We start from the raw sequence: 17,252 nt of genomic DNA on the forward strand, positions 1-17,252 counted from the left end.
GGTCGGATTTTTATTTTCTATAGTTGTAGAGAATACCGATCCGTAAGATGTGCCACAAGAGTCAGCCACGAAAATTTTTCCCGGGGAGCAGTTCCGTGCCAAAGATTGTTGATCATGATGAGCGCCGCCTGGAACTCGTGGACGCGACGTGGCGGATCATTGCCCGGCTGGGCATCGAAAGTGCCACCATGCGCGAAATCGCCATCGAGGCGGGGTTCGCCAACGGCGCCCTCAAGCCCTACTTCCCCACCAAGGACGTCCTGCTGGCCTTTGCCTTCAGCCATGTCTTCAACAGGACCAACGCGCGGGTGGCAGCGGTCACCGCCGGGAAATCAGGCCTGCCGGCGCTGCGGGACTTCTGCCGCGAGGTGCTCCCGCTCGACGAGGAGCGCATCAACGAGGCGCGGATCGTGATCCCCTTCTGGCAGAAAGCGGTCAATGACGAGGAGAAGTCCGCAATCCACCGCGCCTCGATGGACCAGTGGCACCACATGATCCTCGGATACCTCGGCCAGGCCCGGAGGAACGGCGACGTCACCACCCCGGTTCCGGATGACGCCATCGCCGGCCACCTGCTGAACATGCTGCTGGGCGCGCAGATTACCGCCGCCCTTGCACCCCCGGCACCGACGACGGAGGGGCCTGCGGCCGAGCCTCCAGCCGCCTCGCAGCCACTCGGTGAGGCCCTCTCGGCCCAGCTGGAGGGTTACCTTGGCCTTCTTGGCCCGGCCCGCTGATCTTTTTTCGCCGAGTGTTGAAAAAAGATGACACCGGCGGCCACCGGCGCTAACCTGAAAGGACTGTGTCCCATGACACACCCCCAGGATTATGACGGCGTCAGGATCTGCAATGGCCCCAGCTACAACCCACCGAGACTCCCAGGACGTCCGCACCAGCGTGGCAACCTCCTTTGACCACTGGAGGCACCTGGTCGCGGAGTCCTTTGTCCCACTCGTGGCCCGGACGGGCAATCCGGACACCTTCAGCGGCCGCATGAGGTCCCGGCTGCTCGACCGAGTCTGCATCGTCGAGGTCACGGCATCCAGCCACGAGGTCCACCGCACGCCCGCACTGATTGCGCAATCCGGCCAGCGCTACTTCAAACTCAATCTCCAGCTCCACGGGACCGGGCTCCTCATCCAGGACAACCGCGAAGCCGTGCTGCGCCCGGGTGACCTCGCGATCTATGACACTGACCGGCCGTACACCCTGGCGTTCGAGGAGCAGGCCCGGGTGATGGTGGTGATGTTCCCTTACGATGCCCTGTCACTGCCGCCCGACTGCGTGGGGCAGCTCTCTGCCGTGCGGATGGCCGCAGGCGGCAGCCTGACCGGCATCGTCGGGCCGTTCATTGCCCGGCTCGCGGAAAACCTGGACGTCCTGAACGGCCCCAGCGGTTCGCGGCTGACCACCAACGCCCTCGACCTCGTATCCACGATGCTCCATGCAGAACTGTCCATGACTCCGGACCGGATGAAGCCGCAGGCGCTCCTCGCCACGTCCGTCCGCGAGTACATCGAGGCCCATCTCTCCGATCCCGCACTCTCCCCCGCCTCCATCGCCGCGGCCCATTTCATCTCCACCCGCCATCTGCACAACGTCTTTCACGAATCAGGGGCCACCGTGTCCGGCTGTATCCGGAGCCAGCGGCTGGAACGGACCCGGCGGGACCTGCGGGATCCGCTGCACGCCGGGGACTCGGTGGGCACGGTCGCCGCCCGCTGGGGATTCCTGGATGCGGCGCACTTCAGCCGCACATTCCGGGTTGCCTTCGGCCAGTCCCCCAGCGACTGGCGCCGCGGCGCCTGAGAGGCCCCTGCCTAGACCGCTGTACCGACCGCTGCAACGACCGCTGCAACGACGGGAGGGTGCGGTTCCGGAAAATCCGGAACCGCACCCTCCCGTCGTTGTCCTGGCGCCGGCTTCCGGCGCAGTGGTGGCCTAGCCGGCGAACTCCGCCACTCCGGCCCGGCCTCCGCCCCGGCTCAGGACCCGGACCTCCACCAGCAGGCCGGCCACAAACACCGCGGGGACGGCCACCAGGAGCGCCACGGCGGTTTCGGCGCTGCCGCCGATGAGGGACGTGAAGTTGCTGACCACCAGGTACAGCACCCAGGCCAGGAGCACGGTGGCCGCCACCGGCGCCACGAGTGTCTGCCAGTACTGCCCGGAGACCCGTTCGCGCCGGAAATACACGACGACGGCGAGGGAGGACAGCATGTACAGCACCAGCAGTGCCGCAACAGCCAGCCCGCTGAACCAGGAGAACAGCGTCAGGACCGGGTCCATCGCGAGCAGGGCGAAGGGCGCCACCAGCAGCAGGGCGATGCCGGTCTGGATCCGCGCAGCCACCGCCGGGGCCCGGTGCGCGTTGGTCCGTGCCACGATGTCGGGCAGGGAACCGCGCAGCGCCAGCGAATGCAGGTAGCGGTTGATGCCATTGTGGAAGGCGATGATGCCGGCCAGCAGGGACGTCACGAGAAGAATGCCGGTGGTGACCCCTGCCCACGGCCCGAACAGCTCCACCATGGGCGTGAGCACAAACGCCGTGGAGTCACCGGACTCCAGGGCCGCCCCCGCCGCCCCGGCGACCTGCGACGGGCCGTAATAGCTGACCAGCATCCAGGAAATGAAGGAGAAAAAGACGGCGATGACGCCCACGGACAGGTAGGTGGCCCGGGCCACGGTCCGCTGCGCGTCCTTGGCCTCAGCCGAATAGATGGCGGTGGATTCGAATCCGAACATGGAAGCCACCGCGAACATGATGGCCACGCCGGGGGCGCCGCTGGCGATCGCCTCGGGCGAGAAGGACGCGGCGATGCTGAGACCTTCCGGTCCCCCGCCCCGGAACAGCACAGCCAGCCCGAACATCAGCAGGATTGCGACCTCCAGGCCCACGAGAACTGCCAGGACCCGGGCACCGAGTTCAATGTTCAGTGAACCCAGGACCTGCACGCCGGCCATGGTCACCACAGCAAGCAGCCACCAGGGGACATCGATTCCGGCACTGCCAAGGAGGCCGGAAAAAGCCGCGCCGTAAAGGCCGTACATGGCTGCCTGCACGGTGCTGTAGGCCAGCAGCGCCAGCCACGCGGCGCCGGCGCCGATCTTCCGCCCGAACGCCGCCGTGACGTAGGCGTAGAAGGCGCCGTTGGCCTGGATCTTCCGGCTCATGGCAACGAAACCCACCGCGAAAATCACGATGACAATGCCGACCACCAGATAGGCGCCGGGCGCTCCGGGGCCATTGCCGAGCGCTGCAGCCAGCGGGGACGCCCCGACGATACCGGTCAGCGGCGCCTGGGCGGACAGAACAAAGAACAGAATGCCCATGACACCGACGCTGCCGGCACGCAGGGCAGTGGAGTGCTCGTGCCGGGGAGTGGTTTCTGCGGTCCGGGACTCGGAATTTGAAATACTCATTGGATCCTTCTTAACGGTCATGAGTGCTGGGTCAGTGGTGCTTGGCACCGTGCAAACCAGCATGGCAGCGGCCCCGTGTCCGGCTTTTGTCGATCAGTGACCGTTTGTTGTAGCTCAGCGCAGCGACGCCCTTTCCCGACCGATCCGTGCTTCCCCCGTTGACGTGCTTCCCCCCGGAACCTGGCCGCCATCGTTCGCTCGTCGTCAAGAGTCGTTCCCGCAGAGACAAGCCACCGGGCTTCCGCCGGAGGACGCTTGTAGCAGCGTCTTCAGGCCGCAGGGCCGGGACGGATCACCAGCTGCGCCTTACTACTCGAAGTGGAGTCCCGATGGAAACCTACGATGCCCTTCTCGCCGCAATCACGCCGTCGTCCGGCCTGACCCGCACGATTCTTGACCCGGCCACGGGCGAGCCCGTGGGGGAAGCACCGGTTCATGACGTGGCGGACCTGGAGCGCGCCATCACCGCCGCCGCGGCCGCGCAGCCGGCCTGGGCCGCGCTGGGTCACGACGCCCGCAGCGCTGCACTGCTCAGGGCTGCCGACGCCGTCGACCGCTCCGCCGAGGAACTCGCCCTGCTCCTCTCCCGCGAGCAGGGCAAGCCGCTGAACGGCCCCAACGCCCGCTTCGAAGTCGGCGCCTGCTCGGCCTGGCTCCGTGCCACGGCCGCGACCGGGCTGGAGCCGGAAACCGTCGTCGACGACGGCGAGACGCACGCCGTCGTCAGCTACCGCCCGATCGGCGTCGTCGGTGCGATCGGGCCGTGGAACTGGCCCATGATGATCAGCGTCTGGCAAATCGCCCCCGCCCTGCGGATGGGCAACGCCGTGGTGGTCAAACCCTCCGAATACACTCCGTTGAGCGTCCTGGCGCTGGTCAGCGTCCTGAACGAGGAACTGCCGGAGGGCCTTCTGTCCGTTGTGTCCGGCGGACGCGAGGTCGGCGCACGTCTGGCCGAGCACCCGGCCGTCGGAAAAATCATGTTCACCGGCTCTACCGCCACCGGCAAGGCCATCATTAAATCCTCCGCCGGCACCGTCAAACGGCTCACCCTCGAGCTCGGCGGCAACGACGCCGGCATCGTCCTCCCCGACGCCGACCCGAAGGCGATCGCCGAAGGCCTGTTCTGGGGTGCCTTCATCAACACCGGGCAGACCTGCGCCGCGCTCAAGAGGCTGTATGTCCACGACGACATCTACGATGCGGTCTGTACGGAACTCGCCGCCGTCGCCGCGGCAATGCCGATGGGCGTCGGACTCGACGAGGTGAACGTCCTGGGCCCGCTGCAGAACAGGCAGCAGTTCGACATCGTGGCCCGGCTCGTCGACGCGGCGCGCGACTCCGGCGCCCGGATCCTGCTGGGAGGTAACCCGGAGACAGACCAGCCGGGCTACTTCTACCCCACTACGCTGGTGGCCGACATAGACAATGACAACCCCCTCGTCGCCGAGGAACAGTTCGGCCCGGCCCTGCCCATCATCCGCTACAGCAGCGTCGAAGAGGCAGTGGCCATGGCGAACGCCCTCGACGTCGGCCTGGGCGCCTCCGTCTGGTCAGCAGACCCGGCCGCGGCCCGTGCCGTGGCAGCACGGATCGAAGCCGGAACAGTGTGGATCAACAAGCACGGGGCCGTGGACCCTCGCGTTCCCTTTGGCGGGGCCAAGCAGTCCGGCTACGGACTTGAGTTCGGCGTCGAAGGCCTCAAGGCCCTCGGTGTCCCGCAGGTGATCAGCGGCTGACGCTGGACAGGGTCGCCGGAGCGAAGGTGTTGGCCGGCCGGGGCAGGCCGTAGTGTTCCCGCAGGGTCCGGCCGGTGTATTCGCGCCGGAAGAGTCCGCGGTCCCGCAGGATCGGGATGACGTGGTCGACGAAGGCGTCGAGGCCGGACGGGAGCACAGGCGGCATGATGTTGAAGCCGTCTGCCGCCCCGGCCACGAACCACAACTGGATCTCGTCGGCCACCTGCTCCGGTGTACCGGCGAACGTGCGGTGTCCGCGGCCGCCCCCGAGCCTGCCGATGAGCTGGCGCACGGTCAGGCGTTCCCGCCGTGCCAGGTCCACGATCAGCGTGTATCTGCTCTTGGCGCCTTCGATCTCGTCCTCGGAGGGGAGGTCCTCCGGCAGCTCGGCGTCCAGGGCCAGGGATTCCGGCGAAACGCGAAGCACGCCGGCCAGCTGCCGTCTGGCATGGTCGGGGTGAATGAGTTCATCGAGCTCCTTTTCGAGCCGCCGGGCTTCGGCCCCGGTGGAGCCGATGACCGGCACGATGCCCGGGAGCACCTTGATCGTTTCCGGGTCCCGGCCCGCGGCAGCTGTCCTCTGCTTCAGGTCGGCGTAGAAGCGCTGCGCGTCCGGGAGCGTCTGCTGGGCGGTGAACACCGCTTCGGCGTAGCGGGCGGCGAAGTCCTTGCCGTCCTCCGAGGAGCCGGCCTGGACGATCACGGGGTGGCCCTGGGCGGAGCGCGGCACGTCCAGCGGTCCCTGGACGCTGAAATACGTGCCGATGTGGTTGACCGGGTGGACGCGCGTGCTGTCCCCCCAGATCCCGGTGCTTTTGTCTCCCACAGTGGCGTCGTCCTCCCAGCTGTCCCAAAGCTTGCGTGCCACATCCAGGAATTCCGCGGCCCGCTCGTAACGCCGCGCGTGGGCAGGCTGGTCCTGCAGGGAGAAGTTCCTCGCAGCAGCGTCTCCCGCGGTGGTGACGACGTTCCAGCCGCTTCGTCCGCCGCTGATGTGGTCCACGGATGCGAACCTTCGGGCCAGGTTATAGGGATCGTTGTAGGTGGTGGACGCGGTGGCGATCAGCCCGATCCGTTCGGTGACGGCGGCGATGGCGGCCAGCAGGACGGTGGGCTCCAGCGTGCCGTAGGGGCGCTGGCCGACGTCGCCGTGCAGCACCGGCGAGTCCGCGAAGAAGATGGAGTCGAAGGTCCCGCGTTCCGCTGTCCGGGCCAGACGCTGGAAATGGGCGATGTCGGTGCCGGCGAAGCTGTCACTTTCCGGCAGCCGCCACGAGGCTTCGTGGTGCCCGGTGCTCATGAGGAACGCGTTCAGGTGCAACTGCCTCGACCCGCTCACAGCCGCACTCCGGACACGTCACCGGGGAGAACAACCGTCTCGGAGTAAGTGGAGGAATCCCCCTGGATAGGTGTGCTTCTGCGCCCATCGATGCCTTGGGGAACATCGCCGGCGACGGTGACCCGGTTGAGCTGGCGGGGCTGGCCGTCGTAGTTGTCCGGGGCGTAATGCTGGGTGATGCGGTTATCGAAGAGGACCAGCTGGTCCGGTTCCCAAGTCACCCGGACCACGTTCTCCGGGCGTGTGACGTAGGCCTGCAGCAGCCGCAGGATGTCCTTTGACTCGGTGTTGGACAGGCCCACGATCCGCAGCCTTTGGGCGAAGCCTCCGATGAACAGGCCGCGCTCTCCGGTCAGGGGGTGGACCCGGACCACGGGGTGGGCGGTTTCGAAGTGGATCCGGGTGAATTCCTTACGGCGTTCCGCGGCGTTGGCGTGCTCAAGGTTTTTCAGCACGGAGTAGTCGTAGTCGTTGGTGTGAACGGCCCAGAGGGTGTCGGCGAAGTTTCGCAATTCCTCCGGAAGGTCCTGGTAGGCCCCGGCCGACGTGGCAATGAGTGTTTCGCCGCCGTAAGCCGGAAGGGTGATGCTGCGCAGGGTCGAAGCCTGCGGCGGGTTCACCACGAACGTGACGTCGGTGTGCCAGTTGTTAGCCGACCCGTTCTCGCTGTCCACCGGCAGGACCGCCGGTTTGCCGTCCACGGACGCCACGGTGGGGTGGGCCTGGGTGAGCGGGCCAAAGCGGCTCGCGAAGCGGACCTGGGCGTCGTCGTCACGGATGTTCGCTTCCCTGAAGACCAGGGCCTTGTGGGTGTTGAGGGCCTCCCGGATCTGGGCGATGGTGGCGTCGCTGAGGTCGCTGCTGAGGTCCAGGCCGCGGATCTCGGCGCCGATGCGCGCGCCCAGTTTCCGGAATTCGAGTCGGGTTTCGGTGGTTGTTGACATGGTGTTTGTGTCCTTGCTGTGTCGGGGGAAGGTTAGTTTGGCTGGGTCAGTTTGCTTGGGATCCGACGGCGGTCCGCCACCGGGAGAAGTGCCGTTCGACGGCGACCAGCAGGTAGTTGACCAGCAGGCCGAGCAGCGAAACGGTGAGGATCCCGGCGTACATGTCCGGGATCAGGAAACTCATCTGGGAGTTGACGATCAGGTATCCGAGGCCCGCTTTCGCCCCGATCATTTCCGCGGCGATCAGCACCAGGATCGAGGACGTGCCTGCCATCCGGATACCCGTGAAAATGGTCGGCACGGCTGAAGGAAGGATGACCTTCTGGAACAGCCGGAAGTTGGACAGACCGAGGGAACGCGCGGCGCGGATGAGCAGCGGATCAACGCTCCTGACGCCGGCGATGGTGTTCAGCAGCACGGGGAAGAACGCGGCGTACGCCACAATGCTGATCTTGGACGTCTCCCCGATCCCCAGCAGGAGGGTGAAGACCGGGAGCAGAGCCAGCGCGGCGGTGTTCCGGAACACCTCCAGCAACGGGTTCAGGAAACGGTCCAGCGCCCGGTACCAGGCGACCAGGAGGCCCAGCGCGACGGCAGCCACAACGGCGATGCCAAATCCGCTGGCAGACCGGGTCAGGCTGGCCGCCAGGTGATTCTGCAGCTGCCCCTTGGCAATTAGGGCACCTAGTGCCTGCAGGACCTCGTGCAGTGGCGGGAGGAAGACCCGAGTCGACGGAGAGGCGAGATATGTCGGCCCCAGTTCCCAGAGCAGCAGGAACAGCAGGATGGCACCCGACGCCCAGATCCCGCGCCCGGCCCTGCGGGCGCCCGACCGGATCAGCGCGGGCAGTTGCCGGGTGGCCGGGCGCCGGGGGGCCTGTTCCGGGTCGGCCACCGTCACGGCAGTAATAGGCGGTGAGACTGTGTCTTTGGTCAGTGTCGGCGTGGTCATCAGGCTGCCCTTTCCTTGCTGAGTTGCGGTGCCTCATCGGGTGCTGAACCGTCGGGCAGGATCTTGGCGTGCCCGGCTTCCTGGGCTTTCCGGACTTCGTCGTGCAGCAGGGACCAGACCTTGTGCCGGTGTTCGACGAAGGCAGCGTTGGAACGGACGTCGCCGTCACCGGACCTGTCCCCCAGATCAATGTCCACGACCTGTTTCAGCCGGCCGGGGCGTGAGCTGAGCACAGCCACCCGCTGGCCCAGATACACGGCTTCATCGATGCCGTGTGTGATGAAGATGATCGTTTTGCCTGTGGAACGCCAGATGCGCAGCAATTCCTCTTGGAGCTGCTCGCGGGTCTGGGCGTCCAGCGCCGCGAACGGCTCATCCATGAGGAGGATGTCCGGCTCGTACGCGAGGCTCCGGGCGATCGCGACGCGCTGTTTCATACCGCCGGAGAGCTCGTGCGGGTACCTGTCCTCGAAGCCGGACAGGCCTACAAGCTCCAGATATTCTCGGGCCTTTTCGGCGCGTTCCTTGCGGCCCAGCCGCCGCCCGTCGCTCCCGGCTCCCTCGAGGCCGAAGGACACGTTGGCAGCTGCAGTGCGCCAAGGGAACAGGGCATATTGCTGGAACACCACGGCCCGGTCCCGCCCGGGCCCGGTCACCTCCTTGCCGTCCACGATCACCTGGCCCTTGTCGGGTTTGGTGAGACCGGCAAGGAGGTCCAGCAGGGTGGTCTTGCCGGATCCACTCGGACCGACGAGGGTGATGAACTCGCCTGCGGCGACGTCGAGGGTGATGCCGTCCAGCGCCGTCAGGGTGGAGCCGTCAGGGTTCTCCTTGCTGGGCCGGACGGTGAACTGCTTGCCTATGTTGCGGAGGCTGATCTTCGGCGTCGAGCCGCCGCCGGTCATGATGCCGCCCCCTTCAGCAGACCGTTGAAGTCGTTCGTGAAGTACTTGGACGGGGTGATGTCGCCGGTAACGATTCCGGTGTCTTTCAGCCAGGCAGACCAGCGGCTGAAGTCCTCGTCCCTGATGGCGCCCTTGGACGGGACCCCGACGCTCTTCCAGTACTTCAGCGCCGCAGTGCTCTCGGAGCGCTGGCGTTTGTCAATGATGCTCGTAAAACGCGCGATCACTTCCTCGCGGGGCGTGCTGCGCGCCCATTCGATGGCTTTGGCCACCCCGGTGGTGAAGATCCTGGTCGTTTCAGGATTCTTTTCTATGAAATCCTTGCGCAGCACGAGCTGGCCGCCGGCGAAGGTACCGAAGAGTTCGTAGTCATTGAACAGGGAACGCAGGCCGCCCTTAGCGACAGCGTTGTCCTGCAGCACTCCCCCAAGCGCCCCGACGTCCACCTGCCCCCGGCGGATAGCCTCTTCGGTGTCGTTCGGTGGCACGACGACCAGCTGAACCTGCTTGATGTCCTCCTGGCTGAGCCCGTTCTTCTTCAGATAGCTGTTGATCACAGCGTCCGAATGGGCGCCCAGGGTGTTGACGGCGACCTTCTTGCCGATGAGATCCCGAGGCGTCCGGATCGGGCTGTCCTGGGCGACGTAAAAGCCATTAAAGGTCTTCTCGTCCTCGCCGTAGTAGTTGATCACCGCGGTGACGGGGGCGCCGGCCTCGATGAGCTTCACCACGGCGCCCGAGAACGCGCCGCCAAAATCGGTGGCGCCTGTCGCGGCTGACTGGATGCTCGCCGGGCCGCTGATGGTGTTGCCCACCCAGTTCAGCTTCACGTTCCCGAGAAAGCCGAGGTCCTCAGCCAGCTCGGGCAACGTGACGCTGTTGGCAGAGCCCTCGTAACGGAGCTCGGTCACTTCGGCTGTGCCGGAGCCGCTCCCTGCCGGGGCCTGGGCCGTCGCCGGGCCGCCGCAACCGGACACCACCAGCGAGACCGCCACGGCGGCAGCCATGCCCAAAGCGGAAAAATGTCCTGCGGGTAAGAGTCGGTTTTTCATAGCGGATTCTTTCTGGATTCGATGGTGCGGACCGGGCCGGACGGCTCGTGTCCACCATCAGAGCAGAGATGAAACCCGGCGGCAGGGACCTGGACATCCAACGAAACCGCACGTAACGCACCGCCGGACTAGGGGCCGGACGACAATCGGGACCCAATCCGACGCACCAGGAAGCAGGCCGTAACCGGGCAGACTCATGCGGTCACTTGTCGCCGTTGGGGGTCATGCTCGCACCCTCCACACAGGCACCATGACGCCAGCGTTACTCCCGGGGACAGCTTGTGACAGGATCCGGCGCAGCGGCTGTCATGCCGATGACGAATAGATTTCTGAAGGATTCGATCGATTGTTACGCGTCGCCCCCCTGCCCACGGCCGGGCCGGTGGCGGACCCGGACGCTGGACGTCGATTCGGAGGGCCTCCGCCGATCCAAACTTGGGCCGGCAGCTTGTAGACATCCGACAAAACCCTCTTCCCAACGGCGAACTACCGTCTGATGGGATGACTATCCGCAGTAGGCCAGCGCAAAGGAACAATCAATGCCGATCCAGCCACAACCAGCAACCGGGCCCTATGCGATCCTCGAAACAGCCCGCCAGCAAGTACTGAACGAAGGCAGCGGCCTCAGCGAAAGGCAACTGCTGGAGGTACTCCAGCTTCCCGATGAAGCCGTCCCCGCCGCACTGCAGCTGGCCCACGAGGTACGCCTCAAACACTGCGGCGAGGACGTGGAGGTGGAGGGCATTGTCTCCATCAAGACCGGCGGATGCCCCGAGGACTGTCACTTCTGCAGCCAGTCCGGGCTCTTCGATTCCCCCGTCCGCGGCGTGTGGCTGGACATCCCGGAGCTGGTCAAGGCGGCAAAGGAAACGGCAGCAACCGGGGCCACGGAATTCTGCATCGTGGCGGCCGTCCGCGGTCCGGACCTCAAGCTGATGAACCAGATCAAGTTCGCAATCGACCGCATCAACGAAGCCGTGGACATCAACATCGCCTGCTCGCTGGGCATGCTCACCCAGCGCCAGGTCGACCAGCTCGCCGTTTGGGGCGTCCACCGCTATAACCACAACCTTGAGACGGCGCGCAGCTTCTTCCCTGAAGTCGTCACGACCCACAGCTACGAGGAGCGCCTGGAGACCTGCAACATGGTCAAGGCCGCCGGCATGGAACTCTGCTGCGGGGCCCTGATCGGAATGGGCGAGTCCCTCGAACAGCGGGCCGAGCTCGCCGCCCAACTCGCCGCACTCGAACCCGACGAGGTCCCACTCAACTTCCTGAACCCCCGGCCAGGGACTCCCCTGGCGAACCAGGGGATCATGGATGGAAAGGACGCCCTGCGCGCGATTGCCGCGTTCCGGCTGGCCATGCCCCGGACCGTGCTGCGCTACGCCGGGGGCCGTGAACTGACCCTCGGCGACCTCGGAACGAGGGCAGGCCTGCTCGGTGGCATCAACGCCGTCATCGTCGGGAACTACCTCACGACGCTGGGCCGCCCCGCCGACGCGGACTTGAGTCTCCTGGTTGACCTGAATATGCCCATCAAGGAATTCCAGAAGTCACTATGAACGGGGGCACGGACAGCAGCGTTCAGATCCCGCGGGCAGATGGTTATTGCGGGCATTGCGGCGAGGCGTTCGACGGCGGGGAGATGCCGGCGTCGAACGATCATCTCCGCTGCCGGGAACAGCTGGTGCTGGAACCGCCACGGTACTGCGGACGGTGCCGCCGCCGGATGAAAGTGCAGGTTACGCCGCTGGGCTGGACGGCACAGTGCTCGCGCCACATGCGTAGCGTTCCAGCTACTCCTGCTGCGTTCTGATAGGCATAAACTATATGCACTCCAGCGCAGCATCGTTCGTTCCGTCCGGTCCGGCACTTGCCCACGCGGGAACCCAAGGACCGAACCGGCGAAGGAGCTGGCGTGGACACGCGCAAACTGAAGTACTTTCTGGCCGTCGTCGACCACGACGGCTTCGGCCGGGCGGCAGAACACCTGCTCATCGCCCAGCCCTCCCTCTCCCAGACCATTGCCGGGCTGGAAAAGGAACTCGGCGTGCCGCTGTTCCACCGCATCGGACGCCGCGCCGTCCTCAGCGAAGCCGGCAAGGAACTGATCGGACCGGCCCGCCTGGTGATGCGGGACCTCGACGCGGCCCAGTCCGCGGTGCAGGCACTGCGGGGCGTGCGCAGCGGCCGGCTGGACATTATCACCATGCCCTCCCCCGGTATCGAGCCGCTGACATCGATGATCGCAGCCTTCACCACGCTGCACCCCTCGGTGCGCCTCAACGTCGGCGCCGCGTTCACGCCCGAGGAAGTCATCGAATCCGTCCGCAGCGGCAGCACCGAGATTGGCCTGGCAGGATCCTCCACCCCCATCCGGGTGCCGGGCGTCCAGGTGCTGGACCTCGAGCGCCAGCCGCTGATCCTCATCGTGAATCCGCAGGCCGACAGCTTCAGCCCCGGCGCGGCCATCCAGTGTGAGGACCTGGCCGGGCACCGGCTGATCGCCAGCCAGCGCGGATCACTGATGCGCTGGCTCGTCGACGATGCACTGGCCCACGGTGTCAGCGTTGAAATCGTCGTCGAGGTGGCGCACCGGACCTCTATCCTGCCGCTGGTGCTGGCCGGCGTCGGCCACGCGGTGATGCCGTCCTCCTGGGCACCCACCGCGCACAAGGCCGGGCTGCGCACCCTGCTGATCGAGCCGGTATCCCACCTGGATGTGGCGATCCTGAGCCGGAAGGACGGCCTCACCCCGGCCGCCAGGGCCTTCCTAAAGGTGGCGGAGCACCACGTGGCGTCCCACGCGGTCCCCACAGCAACGCCAGGAGAATCCGCAGCCCCGGCTTGATCCATAGGGTGAACCTATCTGCCGCATCGAATCTTGGTCTTGGACGGCGGGTGGCCCCAGACCGTCTACTTGAAGAGGACAAAGCAGTGTGACGCTGCTAACACACTCAACGAGGAGGTAGGCATATGAACGCCACCCAGAAATTCAGCATCGCTTCCATCCCGGCCGACGGAGTCGGCAAGGAAGTCGTCTCCGCCGGCCGCCGCGTCCTGGACGCCCTCGCGGAAAACTCCGGCGGCAAGTTCGCCTTCGAATGGACCGAGTTCCCCTGGGGCTGCGGCTACTTCGAAAAGACCGGCCAGATGATGGACCCGGCAGGCCTGGAGACCCTCAAGGACTTCGACGCCATCTACTTCGGCGCCGTCGGCTGGGAAAACGTCCCGGACCACATCAGCCTCTGGGGGCTGCGCCTGAACATCACGCAGAATTTCGACCAGTGGGCCAACATCCGCCCGGTGAAGTTCCTCCCCGGCATCCAGTCACCGCTCCGCAAGGCCGACAACACCGAACTCGACTGGATCGTTGTCCGCGAAAACAGCGAAGGCGAATACGCCGGCCTGGGCGGCCGCAATCTCAGCGGCCGCGGGCCCGGCAACGAGGTCGCCCTGCAGACCGCACTGTTCACCGAAAAGGGCTGCGAGCGGATCATGCGCTTCGCCTTCGACCTGGCCCGGACCCGCACGGTCAAGAAGGTCTCCTCCGTCACCAAGTCCAACGCCCAGCAGTACGGCATGGTCCTCTGGGACGAAACCTTCCAGCGCGTGGCCCTGGACTACCCCGATGTGACCACCGAAAGTGTCCTGGTCGACGCGATGAGCGCCAAGTTTATCCTGCACCCCGAGGACCTCTCCGTCGTCGTCGCCTCGAACCTGAACGCCGACATCCTCTCGGACCTGGGCTCTGCCCTGGCCGGAAGCCTCGGCCTGGCAGCCAGCGCGAACCTGAACCCGGAGCGCCGCTTCCCGTCCATGTTCGAACCCGTCCACGGATCCGCCCCGGACATTGCCGGCAAGGGCATCAGCAACCCGATCGGCGCGATCGCCAGCGCCGCCCTGATGCTGGACCACTTCGGCCTGCACGACGAGGCCCGCCTCGTCGAAGCGGCCATCGAGCAGACCACCGCCGCCGGGTACCTGACCCGCGACGTCGGCGGCGAAGCCAACACTGACGACGTCACCGAGGCGATCATCGCCGCGCTGGCCCGCACGCTGGCAGCCGTCTAGCAGCACACGCAACCGTCCGGCCAAGCCGGCGGTCAGTAAAGAGCCCGGAGTGGACGGCGGTGCACCAAACCGCCGCCGTTCACTCCGTCATGCCCTCATCCACCAAGCACCACTCCAGCGACATTCCACAACGAGGTAGGAATCATGGATCACATCACCACCGCCGGCCCGGCTGCCCCGGCAAAGACTCATGCAGCCAGGAACGCGTCCCCCAAGACACGCTGGTACAAGCAGCTGTACTTCTGGGTGCTGACCGCCATTGTTTGCGGCATCCTGGTCGGCTGGCTCGCCCCGACCGTCGGCATCGCCATGGAACCCATCGGCACGACCTTCGTCAATTCGATGAAGATGCTCATCGGCCCGATCGTGTTCCTGACCATCGTCGGCGGCATCGCCAGCGTCGCGGACCTGAAGAAGGTCGGCATGACCGGACTGAAGGCCCTGACCTACTTCCAGGTCGGCACCATCCTCGCCATGGTCTTCGGCCTGGTCGCGATCAACCTCTTCCGCCTGGGCGACGGCGTGAACGCCGACGCCGACTCGATCGAAACCTCCGACTCGGCTGCCAAACTCATCGACGCCGGCGCCAACCAGGAATGGTGGCAGTTCATCACCCACATCATCCCCACCAGCATCGTGGGCCCGTTCGTTGAAGGAGACATCCTCCAGATCATCTTCATCGCCGTGGTCTTCGGCATCGCCCTGAATGCCATGGGCAAGGTCGGAGCACCCGTCCTGGACGGCGTGCAGCGCCTGACCGGGGTCATGTTCAAGATCCTGGGCTTCATCATGAAGGCCGCCCCGATCGGCGCCTTCGGTGCGATGGCCTACGCCGTCGGCAAGTTCGGCGTCTCCTCCCTCACCAGCATGGGCGGACTGATTGCCCTCTTCTACATCACCTCAATCCTCTTCGTCGTCATCGTTCTCGGCTCGGTGATGGCCTTCCTCAAGCTGAACATCTTCACTATGATCCGCCACCTCAAAGAGGAATACATGCTCATCCTGGGCACCTCAACCGCAGAACCGGCCCTCCCGGGCCTGATGCGCAAGCTCGAGCACGCCGGCGTGAAGAAGGAAACCGTCGGACTCGTCGTCCCCACCGGCTACAGCTTCAACCTCGACGGCGCCGCGATCTACCTCTCCCTCGCCGCCCTCTACATCGCCCAGGCCACCAACACCGACCTGACGCTCGGCCAGCAGCTCGGCCTGCTCGCCGTCATGCTGCTGACCTCCAAGGGCGCCGCCGGCGTAGCCGGCGGCGGGTTCATCGCCCTGACCGCCACCCTGACCACGATCGGCACCATCCCGGCGGCCGGGATCATGCTCATCTTCGGCATCGATAAGTTCATGTCCGAGTGCCGGGCCCTCGTCAACTTCACCGGCAATGCCGTCGCCACCTTGTTCATCGCCTGGTGGGACCGCACCCTGGACGCGGACCGCGCCCGCCGCGTCTTCGCCGGCGAAACCGTTGAGCCCATGCCGGGCCAGGCCCAGCAGGAGCTCGACGACGGCACGGACTTCGACGCTGAATTGACCGAATACAGCCAGCCCGCCCTCGGGAACAGCGGCCCCCGGCACACAGGACCCGCCACCGATGGCGTGCTCCCGGCCAAGGACCGCACCCCCGCCTACTCGGAAACCGTCTGACATGCATAACGCCACCGCCCCCAGGGCCATCCGCACCCTCATCGCACCCGACGAGTTCAAAGGAAGCCTCACCGCCGCCGAGGTGGCGGACGCCCTGGCCGCGGGGCTCCGCTCTGCAACCGGTTCATCCGGCAGGGCCGGAGCCGGAGAGGTCCACTGCGACCTGCTTCCCCTGGCGGACGGAGGAGACGGAAGTGTCGACGCCGCCGTCGCCGCCGGCTTCAGCCGACGCGGCCACACCGTCGCCGGACCCACCGGCCAGCATGTCGCGGCCAGCGTCGCCTTCGACGGCAGCACCGCCGTCGTCGAGGTCGCCAACACCTGCGGCCTCGGGCTCCTGCCGGGCGGACGCCTGGAGCCGCTGGACGCCTCCAGCCGGGGCTTCGGCGAAGCGGTCCTGTTCGCACTCAGCCTGAACCCGGCACGGATTGTGCTGGCCCTGGGCGGCAGTGCCAGCACGGACGGCGGCATGGGAATGCTCACCGCCCTCGGCTACAGCTTCCGCGACGCCGCGGGCCGGCAGCTTTGCGGCTCCGGTAGGGAACTGGCCCTGATCCATTCCGTCCACCGGTCCACGCTCCCTGAACTGGCCGACACGGAACTCATCGTCGCGAGCGACGTCCACAACCCGCTGCGCGGTTCCCGGGGGGCGCCGGCGGTCTTCGGACCCCAGAAGGGCGCCGGACCCGGCGACGTCGCAGCCCTGGACAAGGGCCTGGAACATTTCGTTGCCAAAATGACCGAAGCCGGGTTCAGCTCTGCGGCGGCACTCGCCGGTCATGCAGGTGCCGGAAGCGCCGGAGGCATCGGCTACGCCTGCCTGCTGCTGGGGGCGACGCAGGTCTCGGGCGCCGACTACTTCCTGGACCTGCTGGACTTCAACACCCGCAAGGACAACTGCGACGTCGTCATCACGGGCGAGGGCAGCATCGACGAACAGACCCTGGCCGGGAAACTGCCCGCCGCCGTCGCACGCCGTTCGGGCCAACGCCCGATCATCGCCGTCGCCGGCCGCTCCCTCCTCCCCCGGGAACGGTGGTCCGAAATGGCCCTGTCCCGGGTCTACACCCTGGCGGACTACACCGACCAGGACTCCTCCAAGGACCCCGGGCTTTCCGCCGCGCTGCTGCAGCGGATCGGAAAGGACATCGGAACCAGCCTCCTGTAGCGGATC

The 17,252-nt window shown here is 66.3% G+C and carries 15 protein-coding genes; 9 read left to right on the forward strand and 6 right to left on the reverse strand.

All coding sequences use genetic code 11. The features are described from left to right. Positions 1-95 precede the first annotated feature (95 nt). Together ACZYZ5_RS10885 and ACZYZ5_RS10890 are read left to right on the forward strand one after the other, a co-directional pair. Entirely contained in the window at positions 96-737 is a 642-nt protein-coding gene (locus tag ACZYZ5_RS10885; protein WP_463901728.1) for a TetR/AcrR family transcriptional regulator, read from the forward strand. 112 nt (positions 738-849) lie between these two features. After that, positions 850-1,809 carry an AraC-like ligand-binding domain-containing protein gene (locus ACZYZ5_RS10890; RefSeq protein WP_463901730.1) on the forward strand — a complete coding sequence of 320 codons (960 nt, stop codon included), beginning with the start codon at positions 850-852 and terminating at the stop codon, positions 1,807-1,809. Between the two features lie 132 nt (positions 1,810-1,941). Here the strand turns inward: ACZYZ5_RS10890 and ACZYZ5_RS10895 are convergent, their stop codons facing one another. Next, positions 1,942-3,423, reverse strand: coding sequence for an APC family permease (locus ACZYZ5_RS10895; protein WP_463901732.1), 1,482 nt, complete (start codon positions 3,421-3,423; stop codon positions 1,942-1,944). Between the two features lie 329 nt (positions 3,424-3,752). Here ACZYZ5_RS10895 and ACZYZ5_RS10900 point away from each other — a divergent pair, with 329 nt between their 5' ends. Beyond that, positions 3,753-5,162, forward strand: a complete 1,410-nt coding sequence (locus tag ACZYZ5_RS10900) for an aldehyde dehydrogenase family protein (RefSeq protein WP_463901734.1) — start codon at positions 3,753-3,755, stop codon at positions 5,160-5,162. Here ACZYZ5_RS10900 and ACZYZ5_RS10905 read toward each other — a convergent pair. The 5 genes from ACZYZ5_RS10905 to ACZYZ5_RS10925 are packed head-to-tail and all read right to left on the reverse strand — an operon-like array spanning position 5,152 to position 10,309. Continuing rightward, complete coding sequence (locus tag ACZYZ5_RS10905) at positions 5,152-6,501, reverse strand: LLM class flavin-dependent oxidoreductase (RefSeq protein WP_463901736.1); 1,350 nt, start codon at positions 6,499-6,501, stop codon at positions 5,152-5,154. The genes ACZYZ5_RS10900 and ACZYZ5_RS10905 overlap by 11 nt on opposite strands. Further along, entirely contained in the window at positions 6,498-7,445 is a 948-nt protein-coding gene (locus ACZYZ5_RS10910; RefSeq protein ID WP_463901738.1) for a TauD/TfdA dioxygenase family protein, read from the reverse strand. Before ACZYZ5_RS10910 ends, ACZYZ5_RS10905 begins: the two co-directional genes overlap by 4 nt. A 46-nt stretch (positions 7,446-7,491) precedes the next feature. Further along, positions 7,492-8,397, reverse strand: a complete 906-nt coding sequence (locus tag ACZYZ5_RS10915) for an ABC transporter permease (RefSeq protein WP_463901740.1) — start codon at positions 8,395-8,397, stop codon at positions 7,492-7,494. After that, complete coding sequence (locus tag ACZYZ5_RS10920; protein ID WP_463901741.1) at positions 8,397-9,302, reverse strand: ABC transporter ATP-binding protein; 906 nt, start codon at positions 9,300-9,302, stop codon at positions 8,397-8,399. The genes ACZYZ5_RS10915 and ACZYZ5_RS10920 overlap by 1 nt, the downstream gene beginning before the upstream one ends. Further along, positions 9,299-10,309, reverse strand: coding sequence for an ABC transporter substrate-binding protein (locus ACZYZ5_RS10925; protein WP_463901743.1), 1,011 nt, complete (start codon positions 10,307-10,309; stop codon positions 9,299-9,301). The genes ACZYZ5_RS10920 and ACZYZ5_RS10925 overlap by 4 nt, the downstream gene beginning before the upstream one ends. Before the next feature lie 584 nt (positions 10,310-10,893). Here ACZYZ5_RS10925 and bioB point away from each other — a divergent pair. From bioB to ACZYZ5_RS10955, 6 genes are all read left to right on the forward strand, one after another. Continuing rightward, on the forward strand, positions 10,894-11,919 hold the full coding sequence (gene bioB, locus ACZYZ5_RS10930) for a biotin synthase BioB (RefSeq protein ID WP_463901744.1): 1,026 nt from the start codon (positions 10,894-10,896) through the stop codon (positions 11,917-11,919). Further along, the gene (bsaP, locus tag ACZYZ5_RS10935) at positions 11,916-12,173 is read left to right on the forward strand and encodes a biotin synthase auxiliary protein BsaP (protein WP_463901746.1); all 258 of its coding nucleotides are present in this window, start codon (positions 11,916-11,918) and stop codon (positions 12,171-12,173) included. Before bioB ends, bsaP begins: the two co-directional genes overlap by 4 nt. A 102-nt stretch (positions 12,174-12,275) precedes the next feature. Continuing rightward, the gene (locus ACZYZ5_RS10940; RefSeq protein ID WP_463901747.1) at positions 12,276-13,208 is read left to right on the forward strand and encodes a LysR family transcriptional regulator; all 933 of its coding nucleotides are present in this window, start codon (positions 12,276-12,278) and stop codon (positions 13,206-13,208) included. 125 nt (positions 13,209-13,333) lie between these two features. Then, positions 13,334-14,431: a tartrate dehydrogenase gene (locus ACZYZ5_RS10945; RefSeq protein WP_463901748.1), complete on the forward strand. Its 1,098-nt coding sequence runs from the start codon at positions 13,334-13,336 to the stop codon at positions 14,429-14,431. Between the two features lie 144 nt (positions 14,432-14,575). Next, a complete protein-coding gene (dctA, locus tag ACZYZ5_RS10950) occupies positions 14,576-16,078 on the forward strand; it encodes a C4-dicarboxylate transporter DctA (protein WP_463901749.1) in 1,503 nt (500 codons plus the stop codon). Between the two features lies 1 nt (position 16,079). Then, the gene (locus ACZYZ5_RS10955; protein WP_463901750.1) at positions 16,080-17,246 is read left to right on the forward strand and encodes a glycerate kinase; all 1,167 of its coding nucleotides are present in this window, start codon (positions 16,080-16,082) and stop codon (positions 17,244-17,246) included. Positions 17,247-17,252 lie beyond the last annotated feature (6 nt).

This window comes from Pseudarthrobacter ribosi (assembly GCF_055412865.1).